At 69.7% G+C, this 26,071-nt stretch carries 22 protein-coding genes; 2 read left to right on the forward strand and 20 right to left on the reverse strand.

Translation table 11 applies throughout. The annotated features are described in order from the left end of the window. Positions 1 to 50: 50 nt before the first annotated feature. Positions 51 to 626: a dienelactone hydrolase family protein gene (locus tag AB0I98_RS43305; protein WP_362951550.1), complete on the reverse strand. Its 576-nt coding sequence runs from the start codon at positions 624 to 626 to the stop codon at positions 51 to 53. 115 nt (positions 627 to 741) lie between these two features. Between AB0I98_RS43305 and AB0I98_RS43310 the strand changes: the two genes are divergently transcribed. Beyond that, the gene (locus AB0I98_RS43310) at positions 742 to 1,857 is read left to right on the forward strand and encodes a mechanosensitive ion channel domain-containing protein (RefSeq protein ID WP_362951552.1); all 1,116 of its coding nucleotides are present in this window, start codon (positions 742 to 744) and stop codon (positions 1,855 to 1,857) included. A gap of 3 nt (positions 1,858 to 1,860) precedes the next feature. Here the strand turns inward: AB0I98_RS43310 and AB0I98_RS43315 are convergent, their stop codons facing one another. The 5 genes from AB0I98_RS43315 to AB0I98_RS43335 all read right to left on the reverse strand — a co-directional run bounded on the left by AB0I98_RS43315 (position 1,861) and on the right by AB0I98_RS43335 (position 5,905). Next, positions 1,861 to 2,601, reverse strand: coding sequence for an SDR family oxidoreductase (locus AB0I98_RS43315; protein WP_362951553.1), 741 nt, complete (start codon positions 2,599 to 2,601; stop codon positions 1,861 to 1,863). 52 nt (positions 2,602 to 2,653) lie between these two features. Continuing rightward, positions 2,654 to 3,130 carry a GNAT family N-acetyltransferase gene (locus AB0I98_RS43320; RefSeq protein WP_362951554.1) on the reverse strand — a complete coding sequence of 159 codons (477 nt, stop codon included), beginning with the start codon at positions 3,128 to 3,130 and terminating at the stop codon, positions 2,654 to 2,656. Next, positions 3,127 to 4,071, reverse strand: coding sequence for an RluA family pseudouridine synthase (locus AB0I98_RS43325; RefSeq protein WP_362951555.1), 945 nt, complete (start codon positions 4,069 to 4,071; stop codon positions 3,127 to 3,129). The genes AB0I98_RS43320 and AB0I98_RS43325 overlap by 4 nt, the downstream gene beginning before the upstream one ends. Before the next feature lie 43 nt (positions 4,072 to 4,114). After that, complete coding sequence (lspA, locus tag AB0I98_RS43330) at positions 4,115 to 4,720, reverse strand: signal peptidase II (protein ID WP_362951556.1); 606 nt, start codon at positions 4,718 to 4,720, stop codon at positions 4,115 to 4,117. Between the two features lie 99 nt (positions 4,721 to 4,819). Next, complete coding sequence (locus AB0I98_RS43335; protein ID WP_362951558.1) at positions 4,820 to 5,905, reverse strand: TraR/DksA family transcriptional regulator; 1,086 nt, start codon at positions 5,903 to 5,905, stop codon at positions 4,820 to 4,822. A 594-nt stretch (positions 5,906 to 6,499) separates the two neighbouring features. Between AB0I98_RS43335 and ileS the strand changes: the two genes are divergently transcribed. Continuing rightward, positions 6,500 to 9,646 (forward strand): isoleucine--tRNA ligase, encoded by a 3,147-nt coding sequence (ileS, locus tag AB0I98_RS43340; protein ID WP_362951560.1) that lies wholly within the window; start codon positions 6,500 to 6,502, stop codon positions 9,644 to 9,646. 321 nt (positions 9,647 to 9,967) lie between these two features. Here ileS and AB0I98_RS43345 read toward each other — a convergent pair whose 3' ends face one another. The 14 genes from AB0I98_RS43345 to AB0I98_RS43410 form a co-directional block, all read right to left on the reverse strand. Beyond that, positions 9,968 to 11,110 carry a DivIVA domain-containing protein gene (locus AB0I98_RS43345; protein ID WP_362951561.1) on the reverse strand — a complete coding sequence of 381 codons (1,143 nt, stop codon included), beginning with the start codon at positions 11,108 to 11,110 and terminating at the stop codon, positions 9,968 to 9,970. A 53-nt stretch (positions 11,111 to 11,163) separates the two neighbouring features. Beyond that, positions 11,164 to 11,448 carry a YggT family protein gene (locus AB0I98_RS43350; RefSeq protein ID WP_058925847.1) on the reverse strand — a complete coding sequence of 95 codons (285 nt, stop codon included), beginning with the start codon at positions 11,446 to 11,448 and terminating at the stop codon, positions 11,164 to 11,166. A gap of 61 nt (positions 11,449 to 11,509) precedes the next feature. Further along, positions 11,510 to 12,151, reverse strand: coding sequence for a cell division protein SepF (gene sepF, locus AB0I98_RS43355; protein WP_210576123.1), 642 nt, complete (start codon positions 12,149 to 12,151; stop codon positions 11,510 to 11,512). A 129-nt stretch (positions 12,152 to 12,280) separates the two neighbouring features. Then, complete coding sequence (locus AB0I98_RS43360) at positions 12,281 to 13,000, reverse strand: YggS family pyridoxal phosphate-dependent enzyme (RefSeq protein ID WP_362951563.1); 720 nt, start codon at positions 12,998 to 13,000, stop codon at positions 12,281 to 12,283. A 5-nt stretch (positions 13,001 to 13,005) separates the two neighbouring features. Then, positions 13,006 to 13,734 carry a peptidoglycan editing factor PgeF gene (pgeF, locus tag AB0I98_RS43365; RefSeq protein WP_362951564.1) on the reverse strand — a complete coding sequence of 243 codons (729 nt, stop codon included), beginning with the start codon at positions 13,732 to 13,734 and terminating at the stop codon, positions 13,006 to 13,008. Further along, on the reverse strand, positions 13,731 to 14,924 hold the full coding sequence (gene ftsZ / locus AB0I98_RS43370; protein WP_362951565.1) for a cell division protein FtsZ: 1,194 nt from the start codon (positions 14,922 to 14,924) through the stop codon (positions 13,731 to 13,733). Before ftsZ ends, pgeF begins: the two co-directional genes overlap by 4 nt. A 287-nt stretch (positions 14,925 to 15,211) precedes the next feature. Beyond that, positions 15,212 to 16,006 (reverse strand): FtsQ-type POTRA domain-containing protein, encoded by a 795-nt coding sequence (locus AB0I98_RS43375; RefSeq protein ID WP_362951566.1) that lies wholly within the window; start codon positions 16,004 to 16,006, stop codon positions 15,212 to 15,214. Between the two features lie 25 nt (positions 16,007 to 16,031). Further along, the gene (gene murG / locus AB0I98_RS43380) at positions 16,032 to 17,129 is read right to left on the reverse strand and encodes an undecaprenyldiphospho-muramoylpentapeptide beta-N-acetylglucosaminyltransferase (protein WP_301979223.1); all 1,098 of its coding nucleotides are present in this window, start codon (positions 17,127 to 17,129) and stop codon (positions 16,032 to 16,034) included. A gap of 6 nt (positions 17,130 to 17,135) precedes the next feature. Beyond that, positions 17,136 to 18,488, reverse strand: a complete 1,353-nt coding sequence (ftsW, locus tag AB0I98_RS43385) for a putative lipid II flippase FtsW (protein ID WP_362951568.1) — start codon at positions 18,486 to 18,488, stop codon at positions 17,136 to 17,138. A 76-nt stretch (positions 18,489 to 18,564) separates the two neighbouring features. Continuing rightward, positions 18,565 to 19,998, reverse strand: a complete 1,434-nt coding sequence (gene murD / locus AB0I98_RS43390) for a UDP-N-acetylmuramoyl-L-alanine--D-glutamate ligase (RefSeq protein WP_362951569.1) — start codon at positions 19,996 to 19,998, stop codon at positions 18,565 to 18,567. Then, entirely contained in the window at positions 19,980 to 21,050 is a 1,071-nt protein-coding gene (gene mraY / locus AB0I98_RS43395; protein WP_362951575.1) for a phospho-N-acetylmuramoyl-pentapeptide-transferase, read from the reverse strand. Before mraY ends, murD begins: the two co-directional genes overlap by 19 nt. Then, positions 21,050 to 22,456, reverse strand: coding sequence for a UDP-N-acetylmuramoyl-tripeptide--D-alanyl-D-alanine ligase (gene murF, locus AB0I98_RS43400; protein WP_362951571.1), 1,407 nt, complete (start codon positions 22,454 to 22,456; stop codon positions 21,050 to 21,052). The genes mraY and murF overlap by 1 nt, the downstream gene beginning before the upstream one ends. Positions 22,457 to 22,484: 28 nt before the next feature. Further along, entirely contained in the window at positions 22,485 to 24,008 is a 1,524-nt protein-coding gene (locus AB0I98_RS43405) for a UDP-N-acetylmuramoyl-L-alanyl-D-glutamate--2,6-diaminopimelate ligase (protein WP_362951572.1), read from the reverse strand. A 169-nt stretch (positions 24,009 to 24,177) separates the two neighbouring features. Beyond that, positions 24,178 to 26,071 (reverse strand): penicillin-binding protein 2 (locus AB0I98_RS43410; RefSeq protein WP_362951574.1); only part of this gene is annotated, 1,894 nt, incomplete at its 5' end.

Consider the following 26,071-nt stretch of genomic DNA (forward strand, 5'->3'; position numbering starts at 1 on the left):
GACGAACGACGGCACAGCGCGGCACTTCCAACGGCCCTTCCAGCGAAGCGCTACGCGTCCAGGCTGTCGAGGAAGCCGAGCGCCACCCGCCAGGTGGCCTCGGCGGCCTCCTCGTCGTAGTCCGGCAGGCCGGGGTCGGTGTAGAGATGCCCGGCCCCGGCGTATCGGTAGATCTCCACGTCGGCGCCCGCTCTGCCCATCTGCAGATACCAGGCGCTCAGCCAGTCGTCGGTCTCGAACGGGTCCGGCTCGGCGACATGCAGCTGCACCGGCAGACCGTCCACCGAGACGTTCGGCGCGAGGTCCGACGTGCCGTGCAGAAGCAGCAGCCCGCGCGCCTTCTCGTCGCCCAGCGCGAGGGTCTGCGCGATGGAGGCGCCGAGCGAGAACCCGGCGTACACCAACCCCCGCTCGGAATAGGGCGCCGCGGCCAGCACGGCACGCTTCAGCAGCTCGTCCTTGCCGATCTCGTCGTTGAAGGTCATGCCCTCCTCGACCGTCTCGAACGTCCGCCCCTCGAAGAGGTCCGGCGTCCACACCTCGTGTCCGGCGCCGCGCAGCCGGTCCGCCGCCGCGCGCACCGCGGGCCTGAGGCCGAAGGTCGAGTGAAAGAGCACGATGTTCATGAGGCCATGGTGCCAGCCGGGTACGACAACCCCCGCGACGCCCGCCGCGAGGCACCCGCCGCACACAAGGGGGCGGCATGTTCAGGCCCCCCGGTCGGCGGTTACGGTTCGGAGGATGGAGAACATACTCCGCCCGCTGATCGTCATCGGCGGCTCGATCGTGCTGCCGCTGCTCATCGGCTGGGCCACCGACCTGCTGCTGCGCAAGGCCGACGAACGGCACACCGATACCCCGCTGTGGGGCCTGCTGCGCCGCGCCCGGATTCCCTACCAGGTCGTGCTGTGCGCGGCGGTGCTCAGAGGGTCGTACGACGAGGCGAGGCTGCTGGAGGAGTACGAGGTCGGCATCGGCCGGGTGCTGACGCTGGTGCTGATCGGGGCCACCGCCTGGCTCATGGTCGGGATCGCCGCGTCCGTCGTCGAGACGTCGTACAGCCACTATGCGCGCGCCCACCGCGACCCGGCCCGGGTCCGCCGGGTCCGTACCCAGGTGACGCTGATCATGCGTGTGGTGGCGGCGATCGTCGGGGTGGTGGCCGTCGCCGCGATGCTGCTGACGTTCCCGGCGATGCGTGCGGCCGGCGCCTCGCTGCTGGCGTCGGCGGGCATCCTCGGCATCGTCGCCGGTGTCGCCGCGCAGTCGACGCTGGGCAACATGTTCGCGGGGCTGCAGATCGCGTTCGGCGACATGGTGCGCATAGGCGACACGGTCGTCGTGGACGGCGAGTGGGGCACGGTCGAGGAGATCACCCTGACGTTCCTGACCGTGCGGACCTGGGACGAGCGCCGGATCACCATGCCGGTGTCGTACTTCACCTCCAAGCCCTTCGAGAACTGGTCGCGCGGCGGCGCCCAGATGACCGGCATCGTCTACTGGCAGGTCGACCACTCGGCCCCGGTGGAGGCGATGCGTGAGCAACTGCGCGACATCCTGCGCGAGTGCCCGGCGTGGGACGGCCGCCACTACGGCCTGGACGTCACGGACGCCACCGCGAGCACCATGGAGGTACGGGCGCTGATGACGGCCAAGGACGCGGACGACATCTGGACGGTACGGGTCACCGTGCGCGAGCGGATGATCCGCTGGCTCGCCGAACAGCACCCGTACGCCCTGCCCCGGGTCAACACCGCGGACGCGGTGCTGCCGCCGGGCCACGTCGACGGCCGCGCGTTCCGCGACGGCTCCGCCTACCGCCGCGCCCATGACACGCCGCGCTCCGGAGACCGCTGACCGTCAGTGCCCGCGCTCGGCGCCACCGTTGACCTGGATCACCTGGGAGGTGATGTGCCCGGCCGCGTGGGAGGCGAGGAAGTGCAGGGTCGCGGCGATGTCGCCGGGCGTCCCGGCCCGCCCGGTCGAGGTCTCCCCGATGAGCCGTTCCCGCCTCGCCGCGTCCATCGTGTCCCCGAAGAACCCGGTGTCCTCGACATACCCCGGCGCGACCACGTTCACGGTGATCGCCCGCGGCCCCAACTGCCGGGCCAGCTCATGGGCGTACGGATGCAGCGCGGCCTTGGCGGCGCCGTACGCCCCGCTTCCCGACCCCCGGAACGCGGCGATGGAGCTGAGGAACAGCACCCGCCCGCCGGGCTCGGCGAGCCGCCCCTTCAGCGCCTCGGTGAGCAGCACGGCGGTCAGCGTATTGAGCCGGAAGTTGACGGTCCAGTTGTGGGCGACGGCATCGAGGGGGTCGTCGCTCTCAGCCGGCGTCTCCAGAATCCCGCTTCCCCCGGCACTGTGGATCAGCACGTCCACAGTCCCGAACTCCCGCGCCACGAAGTCCGCGACGCCGCGCACCTCACGCGGATCGCTGAGATCGGCGGCACAGGTCAGCGCACCGGGCACCCCGGCATCCGCCAGTACCTCGGCCCGCCGCCCGAGGAGCAACACCTGGTCCCCGTCACCGGCGAAGAGCTGCGCCGCCGCGAGCCCGATCCCCGTACCGCCACCACTGATCACCACATTGCGAGCCATGATCAAACCCTACGACCGTCGGCCGCCGACAGTGGGAGATCACCTCGAACTGCTACACAGTCCGCCGCATCGCCCGATGCGGCATCCCCGCGTCCAGGAACTCCGGCCCGTACGCCGCGTACCCCAGCCGCTCGTAGAACCCCGTCGCGTGGGTCTGCGCATGCAGATCCACGGCCCGCAGCCCACGCGCGCGTGCCGCCTCCTCAAGGGCGCGCACCAACGCCGCCCCGACGCCCAGCCCGCGTGCCGACTTCGTCACCGCGAGCCTGCCGAGCGAGCCGACCGACAGGTCACCGCCGTTCTTCGCGGCGGCCTCCTCGCCGCACAGCAGCCGCCCGGCCCCGAGCGGCACCCCGTCCTCCCGAACGGCCAGCACATGCACGGCTACGGCGTCATAGGCGTCGTACTCGAGGTCCTCGGGCACGCCCTGCTCGACGACGAAGACCTCCTTGCGCACGCCGAAGCAGACCTCACGGTCGCCGGGGCCCTCGGCGACCCGGACCGCGTACGGCACAGGCGCGGAGGTCATGCGTACGTCTCCTCGCGGACCTGGTCCAGCGCCTTCTGCAGGTCGGCCGGGTAGTCGCAGGAGAACTCCACCCACTGGCCGTCGCCGGGGTGCTCGAAGCCGAGCCGTACGGCATGCAGCCACTGGCGGGTCAGATGGAGCCGCTTGGCGAGCGTCGGGTCGGCGCCATAGGTCAGGTCGCCGACGCAGGGGTGCCGGTGGGCGGCCATGTGGACGCGGATCTGGTGGGTGCGGCCGGTCTCCAGCTTCACATCGAGCAGAGAAGCCGCGCGGAACGCCTCGATGAGGTCGTAGTGCGTCACGGACGGCTTGCCGTCGGCGGTGACCGCCCACTTGTAGTCGTGGTTGGGGTGGCGGCCGATGGGCGCGTCGATGGTGCCGCTGGTCGGGTCGGGGTGGCCTTGCACGAGCGCGTGGTAGCGCTTGTCGACCGTGCGCTCCTTGAACTGGCGCTTCAGCGAGGTGTACGCGCGCTCCGACTTGGCGACCGCCATCAGTCCCGACGTACCTACGTCGAGGCGGTGCACGATGCCCTGGCGCTCTGCCGCGCCGGACGTCGAGATGCGGTACCCGGCGGCGGCCAGCCCGCCGATGACCGTCGGTCCCGACCACCCGGGGCTGGGGTGCGCGGCCACGCCGACCGGCTTGATGATCACGACCACGTCCTCGTCGTCGTGAATGATCTCCATGCCCTCGACCGGCTCGGCGACCACCTGCACCGGCGCGGGCGCCTGCGGCATCTCGACCTCGAGCCAGGCGCCGCCGTGCACCCGCTCGGACTTCCCGACCACCGAGCCGTCGACCGTGACCTTCCCCGCCGCTGCCAGCTCGGCGGCCTTGGTACGGGAGAAGCCGAACATGCGGGAGATGGCGGCGTCGACGCGCTCGCCCTCCAGGCCGTCGGGCACGGGCAGGGTACGGATCTCGGGAAGCGTGCTCACCCGTCGAGTATGCAGCACACCACTGACACCCCCGAACGCGTGCTCAGTCCTTGTGGACGGTGCCGTCCGGGTCGAGCCCCCGGAACGACAGCAGCACGATCAGAATGCCGCCGCACACGATCGCCGAGTCGGCCAGGTTGAACACCGCGAAGTGCTTGGGCGCGATGAAGTCGACAACCTCGCCCTTGAAGACGCCCGGCGAGCGGAAGAGCCGGTCGGTGAGGTTGCCGAGCGCACCGCCGAGCAGCAGGCCGAGCGCGATCGCCCAGGGCAGGCTGTACAGCTTGCGGGCTAGGCGGGCGATCACGACGATCACGACCACGGCGATCAGCGTGAAGATGACCGTGAAGGCCTCGCCGAAGCCGAAGGCCGCGCCCGCGTTGCGGATCGCCACGAGCTTCAGCCAGTCCCCGAAGATCTCGATCGCGTCATGGTGCTCCAGCTTGGCGACCACGATCATCTTGCTGATCAGGTCCAGGGCGTACGCGAACGCGGCCACCGCGAACAGGACAGCGATCCGGCGCTTGCCCCTGGGCCGCTCACCGGTGCTCCCCTGCCCGTCCCGACCGGACGTCTCCTCCGGCTCCGGCTCCGCTCCAGCTCCCTCGGGGGAATCCGGCGTACCGATGATGCGCTCCGCCTCTGCCACGTGAGTCCCTCAACCTAGGTACCTGACTGAGCACGAGGGTACGGCACGCCTCCTGCACCGGCGTGCTGAGGAGGCGTACGAGGAACCGGCCGGCGTCGGTCAGTAGCGGCGCTCCTGCTTCTGCTTGCACTCGACGCACAGGGTGGCCCGTGGGAAGGCCTGCATACGGGCCTTGCCGATGGGGTTCCCGCAGTTCTCGCACAGGCCGTACGTACCCGCGTCGAGCCGCACCAGGGCGCGCTCGGTCTGGATCAGCATCTCGCGCGCGTTGGCGGCGAGGGCCAGTTCGTGCTCGCGCGTGATGTTCTTGGTGCCGGTGTCCGCCTGGTCGTCGCCCGCACCGTCCCCGGAGTCCCGCATCAGACCCGCGAGTGCCTCCTCGGACGACGTGATCTCGGTGCGCAGCCGTGTCTCCTCGGACAGCAGCTCGGCACGCGCCTCCTCGACCTCCTCCGGGGTCCAGGGGTCCTCACCCGGGCGCACCGCGAGCTCGCCCGGCTCCACCGCCGCGGCGACCCGTGCCTTGGGAACGGCCGTCTTCGCCGCCGTGGCCGTGCCAGGAGTCTTCTTCGCAACCACCGTCGTGGCTCCCGTCTGCTTCGCGGCCTCGGCCGCGCCCGCCTTCTTGGCCGTGCTCTTCTTCTTGGCCGCGCTCTTCTTGGAGGTGCCCTTCGCAGGCGTGCCCTTGAGGGCACCGCCCTGCTCACCGGCACTCTTCGGAGCGGCCGTCTTCTTCGCGGCCGCCTTCTTCGTACCGGCCTTCATGGCCTCCTCCTTCGCGGCCGCCTTCTTCGATACGGCCTTCTTGGCCCCCGCCTTCTTGGCGGCGGCCTTCTCTGCTGCTGCCTTCTTGGCTGCCGCCTTCTTGGCGGTCGCCTTCTTGGCGGCCGTCTTCTTCGGAGCGGCCGTCTTCTTGGCGGCGGCCTTCTTCACAACCCCCTTGGATGCCCCCGCTTTGGAAGCCGCCTTCTTCTCCGCGGCCTTCTTGTCCGTGGCTGCCTTCCCCCGGCCGGCAGCCCCCCGCACCGTCTTCACCGGCTTGGCCGGCTCCGCCGCCTTCGCGGCTTTCCCCGCGGACCCCCCTTGTGTGCTCTTCTTGCCGCTCACATCCTTGGCCGCGCCGCCGGAGCCACGTGTGGATCTGCCTGACGCCGACTGCTGTACGGCGGTCTTCTTCGCCACCATGGCCGCGGCCCCTTCACATATTGTGATCTTGCTCGCGAATCGTGCTGGGACGATAAATCGACTTGAGTCCCGCGGCAACGGGGCACACCGCCCGATTCGCCCGCCCCGCAAGCGCCGGGCGGGAAGCCTGCATCCGTTGTGCCCAGCTCTCCGCCCGGTAATCCGCCTGGCCCGTCATCCCGGGATCCGAGCGCGCGTACCTGGCCAATCGGGTCATCCCGGAACCGGTCCCCGCTCTGCCCCCTGCCACCGGAAAACCGGTCGGCCGCTGTCCGCGCGGCGCCGTACACTGGGCGGAGCGAAAAGCGTGGATGGGGACGAGTAGCGGCGTACGCAGCCCAGAGCGACCCGGGGACGGTGGAAGCCCGGGGGCGAGCGCGACGTGAAGATCACCCCGGAGCCGCCGGAAGAACCCCCGCAAGGGGCGGTAGACCCGGCATCGCGACCCCAATGAGGGGGCTCACCGACGCACCGGGTGCGGCGGGGAGCCAAGGAGGGTGGTACCGCGGGAGCGCGCCGAAGGCGGCGCAAGGAAAGACATAGCTCTCGTCCCTCCGGTCGGAAGGCAGAAAGTCCGCCGGAGGAAGCTCGCTGATGACAACGCCTACGTACCGCCAGGTGCCCGCCCAGGTCGACCTGCCCGCGCTGGAGCACGCCGTGCTCGACTTCTGGCGCGAGCAGAAGATCTTCGCCAAGACCCTGGAGCAGTCCGAGGGCCGCCCCGAGTGGGTGTTCTACGAGGGCCCGCCCACCGCCAACGGCATGCCGGGCGCCCACCACATCGAGGCACGCGTCTTCAAGGACGTCTTCCCCCGCTTCCGCACCATGCGCGGCTACCACGTGGCCCGCAAGGCGGGCTGGGACTGCCACGGCCTGCCGGTGGAGCTGGCGGTCGAAAAGGAGCTCGGCTTCTCCGGCAAGCAGGACATCGAGGCGTACGGCATCGCCGAGTTCAACGCCAAGTGCCGCGAGTCGGTGACCCGCCACACGGACGCCTTCGAAGCCCTCACGACCCGCATGGGCTACTGGACCGACCTCAACGACCCCTACCGCACCATGGACCCCGAGTACATCGAGTCCGTCTGGTGGTCGCTGAAGGAGATCTTCAACAAGGGCCTGCTGGTCCAGGACCACCGCGTCGCCCCCTGGTGCCCCCGGTGCGGCACCGGCCTGTCCGACCACGAGCTGGCGCAGGGCTACGAGACGGTCGTCGACCCGTCCGTGTTCGTCCGCTTCCCCCTCACCTCCGGCCCGCTCGCCGGCCAGGCCGCGCTCCTCGTCTGGACGACGACCCCCTGGACCCTGGTCTCCAACACGGCCGTCGCCGCCCACCCCGACGTCACCTACGTCGTCGCGACCGACGGTGAGGAGAAGCTCGTCGTCGCCGAGCCGCTGCTCGCCAAGGCCCTCGGCGAGGGCTGGGAGACCACCGGCCAGACCTTCACCGGCGCCGAGATGGAACGCTGGACGTACCAGCGCCCGTTCGAGCTGGTCGAGTTCCCGGAGACCGAAGGCGGCACCCACTACGTGGTGAACGCCGAGTACGTCACGACCGAGGACGGCACGGGTCTGGTCCACCAGTCCCCCGCCTTCGGTGAGGACGACCTCAAGGTCTGCCGCGCGTACGGCCTGCCCGTCGTGAACCCGGTCCGCCCCGACGGCACCTTCGAGGAGGACGTCCCCCTCGTCGGCGGCGTCTTCTTCAAGAAGGCGGACGAAAAGCTCACAGAAGACCTCCAGCAGCGCGGCCTGCTCTTCAAGCACATCCCGTACGAGCACAGCTACCCGCACTGCTGGCGCTGCCACACCGCGCTCCTCTACTACGCGCAGCCGTCCTGGTACATCCGCACCACGGCCATCAAGGACCGCCTCCTCCAGGAGAACGAGGACACCAACTGGTTCCCGGAGACGGTCAAGCACGGCCGGTACGGCGACTGGCTGAACAACAACATCGACTGGGCCCTGTCCCGCAACCGCTACTGGGGCACCCCGCTGCCGATCTGGCGCTGCGCGGACGACCACCTCACGGTCGTCGGCTCCCGCGCGGAGCTGACCGAGCTGACCGGCACCGACCAGTCGGCCCTCGACCCGCACCGCCCGTTCATCGACGACGTCACCTTCGACTGCCCGCAGTGCGCCCAGCCCGCCACGCGCGTGCCGGAGGTCATCGACGCCTGGTACGACTCGGGTTCGATGCCGTTCGCGCAGTGGGGCTACCCGTACAAGAACAAGGACCTCTTCGAGGCCCGCTACCCGGCGCAGTTCATCTGCGAGGCCATCGACCAGACCCGCGGCTGGTTCTACACACTGATGGCCGTCGGCACGCTGGTCTTCGACAAGTCGTCGTACGAGAACGTCGTCTGCCTCGGCCACATCCTCGCCGAGGACGGCCGCAAGATGTCCAAGCACCTGGGCAACACCCTGGACCCGATCCCGCTGATGGACCGGCACGGCGCCGACGCGGTCCGCTGGTTCATGGCGGCCGGCGGCTCCCCGTGGGCGGCACGCCGCGTGGGCCACGGCACGATCCAGGAGGTCGTCCGCAAGACCCTCCTCACGTACTGGAACACGGTCGCCTTCCAGGCCCTGTACGCCCGCACCTCCAACTGGGCCCCGAGCGAGGCCGACCCGGCCCCCGCCGACCGCCCGCTCCTGGACCGCTGGCTCCTGTCCGAACTGCACGCCCTCACGGACCAGGTGACCCAGTCCCTGGAGGCCTACGACACCCAGCGCGCCGGCAAGCTCCTGTCGGCGTTCGTCGACGACCTGTCCAACTGGTACGTACGCCGCTCCCGCCGCCGCTTCTGGCAGGGCGACAAGGCCGCGCTGCGCACGCTGCACGAGGTCGTCGAGACCGTCACGAAGCTCATGGCCCCGCTGACCCCGTTCATCGCCGAGCGGGTCTGGCAGGACCTGATCGTGCCGGTCACGCCTGGCGCCTCGGAGTCGGTGCACCTGGCGTCCTGGCCGGAGGCGGACCTGTCGGCGATCGACCCGGAGCTGTCGAAGCAGATGGTCCTGGTCCGCCGGCTGGTGGAGCTGGGCCGTGCCACGCGCGCGGAGTCGGGCGTCAAGACGCGCCAGCCGCTCAGGCGCGCGCTGGTCGCGGCGACGGGCTTCGAGTCCCTCAACCCCGAGCTGCACACCCAGATCACGGAGGAACTGAACGTCGAGTCGCTGGCATCGCTGTCCGAGGTGGGCGGCTCGCTGGTCGACACGACCGCGAAGGCCAACTTCCGCGCCCTGGGCAAGCGGTTCGGCAAGCGCGTCCAGGACGTGGCCAAGGCCGTCGCCGCCGCGGACGCGGCAGCGCTGTCGCTGGCCCTGCGTGAGGGCACGGCGTCCGTGGAGGTCGACGGCGAGACGATCACCCTCGCCCCCGACGAGGTGATCATCACGGAAACCCCGCGCGAGGGCTGGTCCGTGGCCTCCGACTCCGGCGCGACCGTCGCCCTCGACCTGGAGATCACGGAGGAACTCCGCCAGGCAGGCCTCGCCCGCGACGCCATCCGCCTGATCCAGGAGGCCCGCAAGAACAGCGGCCTAGACGTGGCCGACCGCATCACCCTCCGCTGGACGGCAACGGACCCCACAGTGATCGCCGCCCTCTCGGAACACGCGGACCTGATCGCCGACGAGGTCCTCTCCACGGACTTCGCCCAGGGAGAGGCAGACGACACATACGGCTCTCCGTTCACGGACGAGCCCCTGACCCTGACGTTCCGCCTCCGCAAGGCGTAAGGCGTAAGGCAAGCTGCGGGCATTCGTGCCGCCTAGGGCGGCACGGGTGGGCACAGGCGGCACCCCGCCAGCGCCGGGCTGCGCGACCCACCCCCGCCCAGCCCCCACGCCGCGCACCTGGAAGGCCCGGCCCACCGAAACTCCTTCGGCGGCCCGGGCCTTCGGCATTGCGTACGTCGGACAAGGCACCCCGCCCCGAACAAACACCGCAGACTCAGCGAACGCGAACCCACACGCACACAGCAAAGGGCGGGGCCCCGGATCAAAAAACCCGGGGCCCCGCCCTGAACGCTGCCGACGCCTACGCCGTACTACGAACCGTCAGTTGTCGTCCTCGTCAATGAGGAACCCCCGCATCGGCGAGGGAGCCTGCCCCATCGGACCAGGACCCTGCGGCCGCACCGGCGCCATCGGCTGGGTCATCGCCGGCGACATCTGCTGCTGACCGCCGTAGGACGGAGCGGCCGGAGCCGGGCCACCGCCCATGCCCTGGTTGCCGCCGTACGACGGCGCGCTCGCACCGGCCGGAGCCATGGAAGGCGCCGGGGACGGCGGGAGGGACGCCGTGGCCGGAGTGCGCGGCGGAGCCAGCGAGTCGTCGGACTGGGTCTCCAGCTGACGCAGCTGCGACTCCAGGTACGACTTCAGCCGCGTGCGGTACTCGCGCTCGAAGCCGCGCAGGTCCTCGACCTTGCGCTCCAGCGTGGCGCGCGCGGACTCCAGCGAGCCCATCGCGACACGGTGCTTCTCCTGCGCGTCCCGCTCCAGCGCATCGGCCTTGGCACGGGCGTCACGCTCGAGACCCTCGGCACGCGAACGCGCCTCACCGACGATCTTGTTGGCTTCGGAACGGGCCTCGGCGATCGCCTGGTCGGCGGTCTGCTGGGCCAGCGAGAGGACACGGGCGGCGCTGTCGCCACCGGGGCCCTGACCGGGGCCGCCCATCGGACCGCCCATGGGGCCGCCCATCGGGCCACCCATCTGCTGCTGCATGGGGGGCTGGCCACCCATGTGGCCCTGACCCATCGGACCCTGGCCCATCGGACCGGGACCCTGCGGGCCACCCTGACCCTGACCGCCGGGACCGGCGGGCAGCTGCGGTGCACCGCTCGGCAGCTGGGGCGGGCCACCCATGGGGCCACCCATCTGCTGCTGCGGCGGGCCCGATATGCCGGCGGGCACTGGGGCACCCGGCCCGCGCATGCCCTGCTGCGGCATGCCGCCCTGCTGCTGGTCCTGCGGACCGGGACCCTCCGGCGGCTTGCGCATGTTCTGCTGGTTCTGGGCAGCAGCGCGCGTGGCGGCGGCCAGCTTGGCGCGGAGGTCCTCGTTCTCGCGGAGCAGGCGGGTCAGTTCGGCTTCGACCTCGTCGAGGAAGGCATCGACCTCGTCCTCGTCATAGCCTTCTCGGAGGCGGACGGTCGTGAACTGCTTGTTCCGCACGTCCTCGGGGGTCAACGGCATCTCTTCACCTCAACGTAGTCGTCGGCATTCGGCAAGACGGTAGTTCACATCGCTCACAGCCGACTCACGATCGAAATCAGGATGTAGACGATGATCATCAGTACGAAGAAGGACAGGTCGAGCGCCACGCCCCCGAGACGCAGCGGCGGAATGAACCGCCGCAGAAGCTTGAGCGGTGGATCAGTGACAGTGTAGGTGGCCTCCAGAACGACCACCATCGCCTTGCCGGGTTGCCATGAGCGGGCGAACTGGAAGACATAATCCATGACCAACCGGAAGATCAGCACGATGAGGAAGCACATCAGCGCGATGTAAATGACTTGCAGGACCACGCTCATGACCCTTGCTTCCCTCTCCCCTGATCCATGCTGTTCGGTACTGCTGTTCCGGTGGTGCGTCTCAGCTCTGGTTGAAGAACCCGCCCTCTGCGATGCGGGCCTTGTCCTCCGCCGTGACATCGACGTTAGCAGGCGACAACAGAAACACCTTCTGCGTCACCCGCTCGATGCTGCCGTGAAGACCAAACACCAAACCGGCCGCAAAGTCGACAAGTCGCTTGGCGTCTGTGTCATCCATCTCAGTCAGATTCATGATCACCGGGGTGCCCTCACGGAAGTGTTCCCCGATGGTACGGGCCTCGTTGTAGGTCCGCGGGTGAAGTGTGGTGATCCGGTACGGCTCTCGTTCCGACACGACCTTGGGCATGATCACCGGTGCGTTCTTCTCCAGGTTTTGACGTTCTTGTGTGATGGATGCCACGGGCGCGATGCGCGCCGGACGCCCGGATTCCGCAGGCAGGGCGGCAGCGTGGGGCACCGGATCGCGCGGCGCCGGAGGCTGCACCACTCGTACCGATTCATCCCTTTGAGACTGATGTGAGCCGTGGGACTGGTGCGACGGTTCGTGTCGCCGGTGGTCCCGTTCGGGCTCCGGGTCGAGTTCGGGTTCGAAGTCGTCGTCGGGGTCGAAACCGCGGCCGTCGTACCCATCGTCCTCCACGAGGCCGAGGTAGACCGCCATCTTGCGCATCGCGCCGGCCATTGCTCTGAGTCCTCCGCTCTGTGGTGGATCGGCTGACGACTGCCAAGTGCCAGGGATCCACGAGGTCGTTACGCCCGCTGTACAGCGGTAATGACCATATTTTCTGCTGTGGTCCGACTCTTGGCGACGTTACCCGAGCCCGGGGCGGACTCCGAGTACCGCAGTGCCGACGCGCACATGTGTCGCTCCGGCCGCCACGGCTTGCTCGAGGTCCGCGCTCATTCCTGCCGAGACCATGTTCGCAGCCGGATGTGCCCTGCGCAGGTCAGTCGACAAATCCATCATGCGCTCGAACGCCGCCAGTTCGCGTCCCGCGTACTTCCCGGCGAGCGGCGCGACGGTCATCAGCCCGTCGAGCCGCAGCCCCGGAGACCGAGCCACCAGATCGGCCAACTCGGCGATTCCGCCCGGTGCCACGCCACCCCGCTCCCCTCTGCCGCTCGCGCCCGCGTCGAGCGCGACCTGGATCAGACAGCCCACCTCGCGCTCGGCCCGCACGGCCTCCTTCGAGAGGGCCGTCACCAGCCGGGAACGATCGACGGACTGCACATGATCCGCGTAACCGACCACGGATCGCACCTTGTTGGTCTGGAGCTGACCCACGAAGTGCCATGTAAGGGGCAGATCCGAACATTCGGCGGCCTTGGGAGCCGCGTCCTGGTCGCGGTTCTCGGCGACATGGCGCACACCGAGTTCCGACAGGATGCGCACATCGCTCGCCGGGTACGTCTTGGTGACCACGATCAGGGTCACCTCCTCGCGCTTGCGCCCGGCGGCCACGCACGCGACGGCGATGCGCTCCTCCACCTTCGCCAGGTTTACGGCGAGTTCGTCCTTACGGTCCGTCATGCCCATCAGTCCAGCCAGACATAGCCCGCGAGCCGACCGGTGATGCGGTCGCGGCGGTACGAGAAGTGGTCGCGCGACTCCAGCGTGCACACCGGCGACTGCTCCCGGTCGCGCACCCCGAGCCGTTCGAGCTGCGCGTGCACGCCGGCGCTCACATCGACGGCGGGTGTACCCCAACTCGTCTCTGCGTACGCCGTCGGCTCCACGGCGGCCACCTCGGCTCGCATCGTCTCCGGCACTTCGTAGCACCGCCCGCAGACGGTGGGTCCGGTGCGGGCGACGATCCGGGACGGGTCGGCGCCCAGGTCCATCATCGCGCGTAGCGCGGCGGGCACCACCCCGGCGATCATGCCGGGCCGTCCCGCGTGAGCGGCGGCGACGACCCCGGCGACCGGGTCGGCGAGGAGCACCGGCGTGCAGTCGGCGGTGAGGACGGCGAGGGCGAGTCCGCGCCGCGCGGTCACGATCGCATCGACCCGCGCGGCGGGCCGGTCGCCCCAGGGCCCGTCCACCACCGCGACGTCGTTGCCGTGCACCTGGTTCATCCAGACCACGTCGGCCGGGTCGATGCCCAGCGACTTGGCGGCCAGTTCGCGATTGGTCCGTACGGCGTCGGGGTCGTCGCCGACCGCGCCGCCGAGGTTGAGCTCCTCATACGGAGCGGCGCTCACCCCGCCCCACCGGTCGGTGAAGCCGAAGTGCGCGCCGCTCACGCTCTCGCGCTGTCCTATCACTTCAGGAAGTCCGGCACATCCAGCTCCTCGGCCGCGCTGTCCGAGTAGGACCGGGACGGCGGGACCGGCGGGGCGACCGGGATGTCGTTGACCGGCTCGGGCGCGGGCGGCTCCGGCTCCTCCTTCGGCTTGACGCTGCCGAGCGAGCCGAAGGACGGACGGCTCTCGGTCTGCCGTACCGGAGTCGGCTCCTCGCGCTTGGGCGTGGAGGTACCCAGGATGTTGTCCCGCTTGGACGGCGGCTGGCCCCCGTCGAAGCCGGCCGCGATCACGGTGACCCGGACCTCGTCGCCGAGGGCGTCGTCGATCACCGCGCCGAAGATGATGTTGGCCTCGGGATGGGCGGCCTCACTGACCAGCTGGGCGGCCTCGTTGATCTCGAACAGGCCGAGGTCGGAGCCGCCGGAGATGGAGAGGAGGACGCCGCGCGCCCCATCAATGGACGCCTCCAGCAGCGGCGAGGAGATCGCCATCTCGGCGGCGGCCACCGCGCGGTCGTCGCCGCGGGCCGAGCCGATGCCCATCAGGGCCGAACCGGCCTCGGACATGACCGACTTGACGTCGGCGAAGTCGAGGTTGATCAGGCCGGGCGTGGTGATGAGGTCGGTGATGCCCTGGACACCGGAGAGCAGGACCTGGTCGGCCGACTTGAAGGCGTCGAGCACCGAGACCTGGCGGTCCGAGATGGACAGCAGCCGGTCGTTCGGGATGACGATGAGGGTGTCGACCTCTTCGCGGAGTTCGGCGATGCCGTCCTCGGCCTGGTTGGCGCGGCGCCGTCCCTCGAAGGTGAACGGGCGCGTGACCACGCCGATGGTGAGGGCGCCGAGGGTCCGGGCGATATTGGCCACGACGGGCGCGCCGCCGGTGCCGGTGCCGCCGCCTTCACCGGCCGTCACGAAGACCATGTCGGCCCCCTTGAGGACCTCCTCGATCTCCTCACGGTGATCCTCGGCCGCCTTGCGGCCTACGGCCGGGTTGGCTCCGGCCCCGAGTCCGCGGGTGAGTTCGCGGCCGACATCGAGCTTGACGTCGGCGTCGCTCATCAACAGCGCCTGCGCGTCGGTGTTGATGGCGATGAACTCGACGCCCTTGAGACCGACCTCGATCATCCGGTTGATGGCATTGACACCACCGCCGCCGACACCGATGACTTTGATGACTGCGAGGTAGTTCTGCGGTGCTGCCACGTCGAAGGCCTCTCGCCTCGAGTTACGTGCCGCCGGCCCGCCGAAGCACTGCTGCCTCGCGATCCGGACGACTGATGCCGAATGGGACGGTCCGAACGCCGACCCGAACCCTAACGTTGAAGTTTAGGGTTACCAGTGTGTCTGTTCGCTGGAATCTTCTGAACAGGACACTAAGTCGACAAGTGGCGCACGTTCAACGAACACGCCGAACCTCCCGTTTTTCTTTTCACCCTATGTGATCAGGCGTTGCACTGCCCAACCAGGGTGCTGGCCTGCGCTGATGTGCGTCAACTCCCCGATGACGCCGGGGCGGTGGGAACGCTGACATCGAAGTGCCGCGCATCCGGCGATGCTTTCATGAGAGCGGTGAGCGTACGCGCCTTCGCGGCGCCGTTCTCCGCACTCCCCCACGCGACGGTGCGGCCGTCGCCCAACTCCAGTGAGATGTCGTCGTACGAACTCACTTTGACAGTCCGGGTGTCACGGGCGACGGCGGCCGGAATGGCACCCGCGGCGCGTACGGCCTCGCGCACCAGTCGACCCTCGCCGAAGCGGCGCAGGCTCGCGGCGCTGGAGCCGCTGCGGGGCGGCGTCAATTCGAGTGCGGGGATACCTTTCGGGGCGTCAGAAACCGTGGCGAATCGGACACCTTCATCGTCCACTTCGATGAACTTTCCGCCCTTTTCGACAATCAGAACCGGAACGCGCTCAATCACTTTCAGCCCGATTCCATGGGGCCACGAGCGGACCACGTCAACCGAGTCAATTCGGGGCAATTTTCGGCTCAGTCGTGCCTCAATCGCAGCGGTGTCGACGGAAATCAGCGGCGCCCCGACCGGTACGTCGGCGGCCTCGCGCACCTGCTGCGGCGTCAGAACCCGTGTCCCCGCGATCGATACGCGCTCCACCCGCAGCCACTTCGAACCGTAGAGCACCCAGACCGAGCCGGCCCCGACGAGCACCAGCACCACGGTCAAGATGATGATCGTACGAAGCCTCGGTCGCCGCAGACGACGAACCGGAGGCGGGCCGGCCGACTCCTGCTGGCTTTCACCGCGTTCGGCGGTCGTCGGTCCGGCCACGCTTCCTGCCCTCCGTCATCAGCTCCTAGTGGTGTGCACGACGCGCGGCGATCGCCTCGTACACCATGCCGACGAGCAGTTCGTCGGCATCCCGGCGGCCGAACTCGCTGGCGGCGCGGGACATCTCGTACAGCCGGTGCGGGTCGGCGAGCACGGGCAGGACATTCTGCTGCACCCACTGGGGGGTGAGTTCCGCGTCGTCGACCAGCAGTCCGCCGCCGGCCTTGACCACCGGCTGGGCGTTCAGCCGCTGTTCGCCGTTGCCGATGGGCAGCGGGACGTAGGCGGCCGGGAGTCCGACGGCGGAGAGTTCGGCGACGGTCATCGCGCCCGCGCGGCAGAGCATCATGTCGGCCGCGGCGTACGCGAGGTCCATCCGGTCCACGTACGGTACCGGGATGTACGGGGGCATCCCCGGCATCTGCTGCACCTGCGGCAGTTCGTTCTTCGGGCCGACCGCGTGCAGGATCTGGATCCCGGCCTGCTGGAGGTAGGGCGCGACCTGCTGGACCACCTCGTTGAGGCGGCGGGCGCCCTGGGAGCCGCCGGATACCAGCAGCGTGGGCAGGTTGGGGTCGAGGCCGAACACATGCCGGGCCTCGGGGCGGGCGGCGGCCCGGTCGAGGGTGGCGATGGAGCGGCGCAGCGGGATGCCGATGTAGCGGGCGTCACGCAGCTTGCTGTCCGGGGTGGAGACGGCGACCTTGGCGGCGTACCGCGAGCCGATCTTGTTGGCGAGGCCGGGGCGGGCGTTGGCCTCGTGGATGATGATCGGCACCCCGAGGCGCTTGGCCGCGAGATAGCCGGGCAGGGCGACATAGCCGCCGAAGCCGACGACCGCGTCCGCCTTGGTGCGCTCCAGGATCTGCTCGGCCGCCTTGATCGTGCCGCGCAGCCGGCCCGGGACGGTGATCAGCTCGGGGGTGGGCTTGCGTGGCAGCGGTACGGCGGGGATCAGCGCGAGTTCGTACCCGCGCTCGGGTACGAGTCGGGTCTCCAGGCCGCGCTCCGTGCCCAGGGCCGTGATTCCCACGGTCGGGTCCTGCCTGCGCAGGGCGTCCGCGAGGGCGAGCGCGGGCTCGATGTGGCCGGCGGTCCCCCCACCGGCGAGTACGACATGCACCGAAATTCACCGCTCTCCGGACGAACGCGCCGCTGAGGCACGCCGTCGCATCGTGTTCCATCTGCCCGGCCCCGAAGGGCGTCCCGCGCGCTTTCTACCAAAGCGAGGTTGCCGCATGGAAAGCGCAGCCCGCGCAGCGGGCTCGTCACGCGCGAAGGCGATCAGCAGCCCGATGGCGAACATGGTCGGCAGCAGGGCGGATCCTCCGTAGGAGAACAGCGGGAGGGGGACGCCGGCGATCGGCAGCAGACCGAGCACCGCACCGATGTTGATCACTGCCTGAGCGGTGATCCAGGTGGTCACGCCTCCCGCGGCATACCTCACGAACGGGTCCTCCGTGCGTCCGGCCACGCGGATACCCGCATAGCCTAGAGCCGCGAAGAGGGCGAGCACCGACAGCGTCCCCGCCAGGCCCAGTTCCTCACCGGTGACGGCGAAGATGAAGTCCGTGTGCGCTTCGGGCAGTTGACCCCATTTTTCCACACTCGCACCGAGTCCGGATCCGAAGAGTCCGCCGGAGGCGAGCGCGTAGATCCCGTGCACGGCCTGCCAGCAGTCGGCGGTGCCGCTGCCGGGCTCGGTGGCACCGATGCAGGCGAAGCGGGCCATCCGGTTAGGGCTGGTCTTGATCAGGATCCCGCCGACGAAGGCCGCCCCCGTCAGCACGCCCACGAACAGCCTGGTGGGCGCCCCGGCCAGCCACAGCAGGCCGAACAGGATCGCCGTCAGGATGATCGCCGTACCCATGTCGCCGCCGAGCATGATCAACCCGAGCAGCATGAACGCCACCGGAACGAGCGGCACCAGCATGTGCTTCCACTGGCTGAGCAGCTTCTTGTCCTGCTTGCGGGCGAGCAGGTCGGCGCCCCACAGCACCAGCGCGAGCTTGCCGAACTCGCTGGGCTGAAGCTGGAAGGGCCCGGCGATGGAGATCCAGTTCTGGTTGCCGTTGACCGCCACCCCTATCCCCGGCACCTGCACCAGGGCCATCAGGAAGACGGCGCCCGCCAGTATCGGGTAGGCCAGCGCCCGGTGCAGCTTGACCGGCATCCGCGAGGCGGCGAACAGCAGTCCGGCGCCGAGCAGCGCGGCCAGGGCCTGCTTGCGGAAGAAGTACGACCCCGGCAACGACAGCTGCAGCGCGGTGATCTGGGAGGCCGAGTAGACCATCACCAACCCGAGCACGGTGATCAGCAGGCTGCCGCCGAGGATCAGGTAGTACGCGGTCAGCGGCCGGTCCCAGGCCTTCTGGGTGCGCGTGACCAGCCGAGCGACGGGGTTCTCGCCCGGGGTCCGCGCAGCGGCGGGCCGGCGGACGTCCCGCTGCACGGGCGGCCGCCCGGTACGGCTACCGGGCATCGCTGTCTCCGCTGTACGTCGGCCTCGACGGCTCCACGCGTCCCTCCCAAGGTCGCCCGGCAGCCGGCGGCCGGGGTCAGGCGCCGCGTTCGCGAACAGCGTCCGCGAACGCGTCTCCACGCTTGTTGTAGTTGGCGAACATGTCCATGGAGGCACAGGCAGGTGCCAACAGCACCGTGTCTCCGGCAACGGCGAGTCGCCGCGCCTCCTGGACCGCCGCGAGCATCGCCCCAGTGTCGGTCCGGTCGAGGTCGACGACGGGTACCTCGGGCGCGTGTCGCACCAGGGCTTCACGGATCAGCGCACGGTCGGCGCCGATCAGCACCACTGCGCGCAGCCGCTCGGCCGACTTGGCGACCAGCTCGTCGAAGGTCGCGCCCTTCGCCAGCCCGCCCGCGATCCAGACGATCGAGTCGTACGCCGCCAACGAGGCCTGGGCCGCGTGCGTGTTGGTCGCCTTGGAGTCGTCGACGTAGGCGACCCCGTCCACGTCGGCGACGTGCGCGATGCGATGGGCGTCCGGGGTGAACGCACGCAGCCCGTCCCGTACGGCTGCCGCGGGCACCCCGTAGGCGCGCGCGAGGGCCGCGGCGGCAAGGGCGTTGGCGATGTTGTGCGGGGCCGGCGGGTTGACGTCGGAGACCTCGGCGAGCTCCTGGGCGTTCTTCTGCCGGTTCTCGACGAAGGCGCGGTCGACCAGGATGCCGTCCACGACGCCGAGTTGGGAGGGGCCGGGGGTGCCGAGGGTGAAGCCGACGGCCCGGCAGCCCTCCTCGACGTCGGCCTCGCGGACCAGGTCCTCGGTGGCCTTGTCGGCGACGTTGTAGACGCAGGCGACGCGATTGCCCTCGTAGATACGGCCCTTGTCGGCGGCGTACGCCTCCATGGAGCCGTGCCAGTCGAGATGGTCCGGGGCGAGGTTGAGGACCACTGCCGAATGCGCACGCAGGGAGGGCGCCCAGTGGAGCTGGTAGCTGGAGAGTTCGACCGCGAGGACGTCGTACTGCTCCTCGCCGAGCACCGCGTCCAGCAGGGAGACGCCGATGTTGCCGACGGCGGCCGTGCGCAGGCCCGCCGCCTTCAGGATCGAGGCGAGCATCTGGACGGTGGTGGTCTTGCCGTTGGTGCCGGTGACGGCGAGCCAGGGAGCGGCATCCGGGCCGCGGAGGCGCCAGGCGAGTTCGACGTCGCCCCAGATGTCGATGCCCGCTTCATGTGCCGCCGCGAACAGCGGCTTGTCCGGCTTCCAGCCGGGTGCCGTGACGATCAGGTCGGTGCCCTCGGGCAGGGTCGCGCCGTCGCCGAGGCGGACGGTGATGCCGAGCGCCTCCAGTTCCGCGGCCTGTGCACGCGCGCGTGCGTCGTCGCCGTCGTTGACGACGGTGACGTGCGCGCCGAGGCCGTGCAGGACCTTGGCCGCCGGGACGCCGGAGACGCCCAGCCCGGCGACGGTGACGTGCTTGCCCTGAAATTCGAAGGGCTCCGAGGAGGTCACTTGTCCGCTGCCCATCCCGCATAGAAGAGGCCCAGTCCGACGATCACACAGATGCCCTGAATGATCCAGAAGCGGACCACGACCAGCACTTCTGACCAGCCCTTGAGTTCGAAGTGGTGCTGGAGTGGCGCCATCCGGAACACGCGCTTTCCGGTCATACGGAAGGAGCCGACCTGGATGACCACCGACATCGTGATCAGGACGAAGAGACCGCCGAGGATGGCGATCAGGAGCTCGGTGCGGGAGCAGATCGCCAGGCCCGCGAGGACACCGCCGAGCGCGAGCGAACCGGTGTCGCCCATGAAGATCTTGGCGGGCGAGGTGTTCCACCACAGGAAGCCGAGGCAGGCGCCCATCAGCGCGGCGGAGATGACCGCGAGGTCGAGCGGATCGCGTACCTCGTAACAGGCGCCCGGGTTGGTCAGGTCCTGCGCGTTGGCGCACGACTCCTGGAACTGCCACACGCCGATGAAGGTGTAGGCGCCGAAGACGAGCACGGAGGCGCCGGTGGCCAGACCGTCCAGACCGTCGGTGAGGTTCACGCCGTTCGACATCGCGAGGATCATGAACAGCGCCCAGACGACGAACAGCACCGGGCCGATCGTCCAGCCGAAGTCGGTGATGAACGACAGCTTCGTGGACGCCGGGGTGTTGCCGCGCGCATCCTCGAACTGCAGCGCCAGCACCGCGAAGGAGATGCCGCCGAGCAACTGGCCGGCCATCTTCGCCTTGGCCCGCAGACCCAGCGAGCGCCGCTTGACGATCTTGATGTAGTCGTCGAGGAAGCCGACCAGTCCCATGCCGACCATCAGGCCGAGGACGAGCACACCCGAGTAGGTCACCGAGTAGCCGGTGATCAGCTTGGACAGGAAGTAGGCGGCGACCGTCGCGAAGATGAAGGCGATACCGCCCATCGTCGGCGTACCGCGCTTGCTGGCGTGCTCACGCGGGCCGTCGTCCCGGATGTACTGGCCGTAGCCCTTGCGGGCGAGCAGCTTGATCAGCAGCGGGGTGCCGACCAGGGTCAGAAAGAGGCCAATGACTCCTGAGAACAGGATCTGCTTCATCATCGGGCGGCAACCTCACCCTCGGCACCGGTCCCGACGAGCGCCTGCGCCACGCTCTCGAGCCCGACCGACCGGGACGCCTTCACGAGTACGACGTCTCCCGGGCGCAATTCGCTGCGCAACAGGTCGATCGCCGCCTGTGCGTCGGACACGTGCACCGACTCCTCACCCCACGAACCCTCGTTATATGCGCCCAGTTGCAGCCAGGACGCTTCCCTGCCCCCGACCGCGACGAGCTTGCTGACGTTGAGCCGGACGGCGAGCCGTCCGACCGCGTCGTGCTCGGCGAGCGCCTCGTCCCCGAGCTCGGCCATCTTGCCGAGCACCGCCCAGGTCCGCCGCCCCTTGCCCATGGCCGCGAGCGCGCGCAGGGCGGCTCGCATGGACTCGGGGTTCGCGTTGTAGGCGTCGTTGACGACCGTCACGCCGTCCGGGCGCTCGGTGACCTCCATCCGCCAGCGGGAGAGGGAGCCCGCCTCGGAGAGCGCGGTGGCGATCTCTTCCGCGGACATGCCCAGCTCATGGGCGACGGCGGCCGCGGCGAGCGCGTTCGACACGTGGTGCTCACCGTACAGGCGCATGGTCACGTCGCTCGCACCGGAGGGTGTGTGAAGGGTGAAAGCAGGCTGTCCACTGTCCGTGAGCCGCACGTTCTCGGCGCGTACGTCCGCTTCGCCGGACTCTCCGAAAAGGATCACCTTCGCCTTCGTACGGGATGCCATGGCCCGTACGAGGGGATCGTCGGCGTTGAGAATCGCCGCGCCGTCTTCCGGAAGGGCCTCTACGAGTTCGCCCTTGGCCTGCGCGATCTGCTCGCGGCCGCCGAACTCGCCGATGTGGGCGGTGCCGACGTTCAGGACGAGGCCGATCTTCGGGGGCGTCAGATCCGTGAGGTAGCGGATGTGGCCGAGGCCGCGGGCGCCCATCTCCAGGACGAGGAACTTCGTCTCCTCGGTGGCGCTCAGCGCGGTCAGCGGCAGTCCGATCTCGTTGTTGAACGAGCCGGGTGTCCACACGGTCGGCGCCTTGCGCTGCAGCACCTGGGCGATGAGGTCCTTGGTGCTGGTCTTACCGGCGGAGCCGGTGAGCGCCACGAGGGTCGTGCCGAGCCGTCGTACGACATGACGCGCGAGCGCGCCGAGGGCTGTCTGGACGTCCTCGACCACGATGGCGGGGGCGCCCACGGGGCGGGACGCCAGGACGGCGGCCGCTCCCGCTGCGACGACCTGGGCCGCGAAGTCGTGGCCGTCCACGCGCTCGCCGACGAAGGCGACGAAGAGGCTGCCGGGGCCCGCCTCACGGGAGTCCCGGACGACCGGTCCCGTGACCTGGACGGACGGATCCGGTATGTCATGCGTCTGCCCGCCGACGACTGCTGCGATCTCGGCGAGAGAGAGGGCGATCACAAGTTCATCCCCTGGGTCTTCTGGATTCTCATCCCTGGGTTTTCCGGATTGCTTCGCGAAGCACCTGGCGGTCGTCGAAGGGACGGACCACCCCGGCGATGTCCTGGCCCTGCTCATGGCCCTTCCCCGCGACCAGCACGGTGTCCCCGGGCTGCGCGCGGGCGACGGCGGCGGCGATCGCGGCGGCCCGGTCCTCGAAGACCTGGACCTCGCCGCGCTCGTGTGCCGGCACGGACGCCGCGCCCTGAAGCATGGTGGCGAGGATCGCGAGGGGGTCCTCGCCACGGGGGTTGTCGGAGGTCAGTACGGCGGTGTCGGCGAGCCGTGCCGCGGCGGCGCCCATCGGCTCGCGCTTGGTCTTGTCGCGGTCGCCGCCGCAGCCGAGCACGACGTGCAGCTTGCCCTCGGTGACCTTGCGCAGGGCCCGGAGCACCGATTCGACGGCGTCGGTCTTGTGTGCGTAGTCCACGACCGCGAGATACGGCTGACCGGCGTCCACCCGCTCAAGCCGGCCCGGCACGCCCGGCACGGCGGCGATGCCGTCGGCGGCGGCCTGCGGGTCGAGGCCCGCGGTCGCCAGGGCGACGATCGCGGCGAGGGTGTTGGCGACGTTGAAGGGGCCGGCCAGCGGGGACTTGGCGGCGATCCGCTCACCCTTGGGGCCGATCGCGGTGAACGCCGAGTCCATGGGCCCCACCTGGACGTCCTCCGCGCGCCAGTCGGCGTCGGGATGGCCCTCGGCGGAGAAGGTGACGACCGGGACGGCGGACTCCTTGGCGAGCCTGCGGCCGTACTCGTCGTCGAGGTTGACGACGCCGAGTTTGCTGCGTTTCGGCGTGAAGAGCTGTGCCTTGGCCCGGAAGTAGTCCTCCATGTCGGAGTGGAACTCCATGTGTTCCGGGCTGAGGTTGGTGAAGACGGCGATGTCGAAGACGCAGCCGTCGACGCGGCCGAGGACCAGCGCGTGGCTGGAGACCTCCATGGCGACGGCCTCGACGCCGCGTTCGCGCATGACGGCGAACAGTGCCTGGAGGTCGGTGGCTTCGGGGGTGGTGCGCTCGGACTTGATGCGCTCCTCGCCGATGCGCATCTCGACCGTGCCGATGAGCCCGGTGGACCTGACCGTCTTCAGGCCGCCCTCGACGAGGTAGGCGGTCGTGGTCTTGCCCGAGGTGCCGGTGATGCCGATCTGGAGCAGGTCCCGGCCGGGGTGGCCGTAGATCGTGGCCGCCAGCTCGCCCATCCGTCCGCGCGGGTCGTCGACGACCAGGACCGGGAGCCCGGTGGCCGCGGCGCGTTCGGCGCCGGTCGGGTCGGTCAGCACGGCGACGGCGCCGAGGCCGGCGGCCTGCGTGACGAAGTCGGCGCCGTGCAGGCGGGCGCCCGGGAGGGCGGCGTACAGGTCGCCGGGCCGGACGGCGCGCGAGTCATGGGTGATGCCCGTGACCTCGGCGGCGACTTCCGGCTGCGCGGCACCACCCAGCTGATCGGCAAGCTCCGCGAGGGGTGTGGCGGAGACCTGAACCGGCCTGGGCGGCCCCGGATATGTCACGGGTGCGCCCTTCTGAGTGGTTTGGGACTGATCAGCGTGTGGCACGGCGGTGAGCGTACCCGGCGCACCCGCTTCGGGGCGAAGTGAGGGCGCGGCCGCGCCCTGGTTCCCGGAATCGGGAGTGATCGTTGTCACGAGGGGGTTCCTGGTGGCTCGGTGCTGATCAGGGTCAGTATTCGACCGGCAGATTGGCGGGCTTGGCCCCGGTCGGCGGGACCTGAAGGGTCTTCAGCGCGAACTCCATGACCTTCTTGTAGACGGGCCCGCAGATCTGGCCGCCGAAGTAGCTGCCCGCGGTGGCGTTCTGGATGGCGCAGTAGACGGTGATACGGGGCTTGTCGGCCGGCGCGAATCCGGCGAACGACGAGGTGTAGCCGTGGTACTTGCCGGTGGCCGGATCCACGCGGTTGGCGGTGCCCGTCTTGCCCGCGACGCGGTAGCCGGGAATCCGCGCCTTGGTGCCGGTGCCGTCCCGGTCGTCCACGACGGACTCCAGCATCTGGGCGAGGGTCTTGGCCGTCTTCTCGCTGACGACCCTGGTCTTCTCGGGTTTCGCGGCGGGAGTGAAGCGGCCGTCGGCGCCCGTGGTGCCGCGGACGAGCGAGGGTTCCACGCGTACGCCGCCGTTGGCGATCGTCGAGTACACGGACGCCGCCTGCATCGCGTTGAGGGACACGCCCTGGCCGAAAGGAATCGTGTACTGCTGCGAGGTCGACCACTGGCCGGGCGGCGCGAGGATGCCCTTGGTCTCGCCGGGGATGCCGAGTCCGCTGTAGCTGCCGAGGCCGAACTTGCGCAGATAGGAGTAGAGGATCCGGTTGGACTCGGCCTGGGTCTTGCCGAGCTGGCCGGTCGCCAGGATGGTGCCGATGTTGCTGGACTTGGCGAGCACGCCGTTCAGCGTCAGGTACCAGGTCTCGTGGTCGATGTCGTCCTTGAACAGCCGGTCACCGCGGTGCAGCCGGTTGGGCACGACGACATGCGTCAGCGGGGTCGCGACGTTCTCTTCGAGGACGGCGGCCATCGACATGACCTTGGCAGTGGAGCCGGGTTCGTACGCGTCCTCCAGGGCCCAGTTGTGCAGGGACTCCGCGTCGGCCTGGGAGAGGTCGTTGGGGTCGAAGCCGGGCGAGTTGGCCATGGCGAGGATCTCGCCGGTCTTGGTGTCCTGCACTATCACGTAGCCGCGGTCCGCCTCGGACTCCCGCACCTGCTCGGTGATCGCGTTCTGTGCGGCCCACTGGATGTCGCGGTCGATGGTCAGCTCGACGTCGCTGCCGGGCACGGCGGGCGTCTCGGTCGAGGCAACGGTGGGCACCTGGCGGCCACCGGACTGGGCATAGCGGATCTTGCCGTCCTTGCCGGCCAGCTCGGAGTTCAGCTGCCGTTCGACACCGCCGCCGCCCTTGCCGTCGGCGTTGACCCAGCCCAGTATCCCGGCGGCCAGCTCGCTGTTCGGGTAGACCCGCTTGCTGGTGGGTTCCGCGAGCACGCCCGCGAGCACGTTGACCGTGCTCTTGTCGGACTCGGCCTTGGTGGCCAGCGTGCTCTTCAGGTCCTTGATCTGCTGCCAGACCTGCGGTGTCTGCCGCCTCGCCAGCAGGGCGTAGCGGAGCTCCTTGTTCTCCGGCCTGAGCTTCTTGACCAGGCCGTCCTGGTCCACGCCGAGGATCGGCGCGAGGAGCGCGGCGGCCTGCTCGGGTCCGTCGTCGATCTTCAGCTGCTCACGGTTGAACAGCGTGGGGTCGGCCGTGATGTCGTACGCGTCCTCGCTGGTCGCGAGCGCGACGCCGTTGCGGTCGGTGATCTCGCCGCGCTCGGCGGCCAGGGTGCGGCCGACGTACCGGTTCTGCCCGGCCTTGGCGGCCAGGGTGTCGGCGTCGACGGCCTGGACCTGGAGCAGTCGTACGACGAACGCGATCAGTACGAGGGTCAGCGCGAGGCTGACCATGCGCAGCCGGGGGCGGGGGCTGCCCAGCCGGATGACGCCGGGACGGTTGGAGCGGGCGGCGGGCGGGCTCGGGCGGGGGGCCGGGCGGGCGCCGGGGCCGGGGCGCCGCTGG

This window comes from Streptomyces sp. NPDC050211 (assembly GCF_040656035.1).
In the GTDB taxonomy this organism is placed as follows: domain Bacteria; phylum Actinomycetota; class Actinomycetes; order Streptomycetales; family Streptomycetaceae; genus Streptomyces.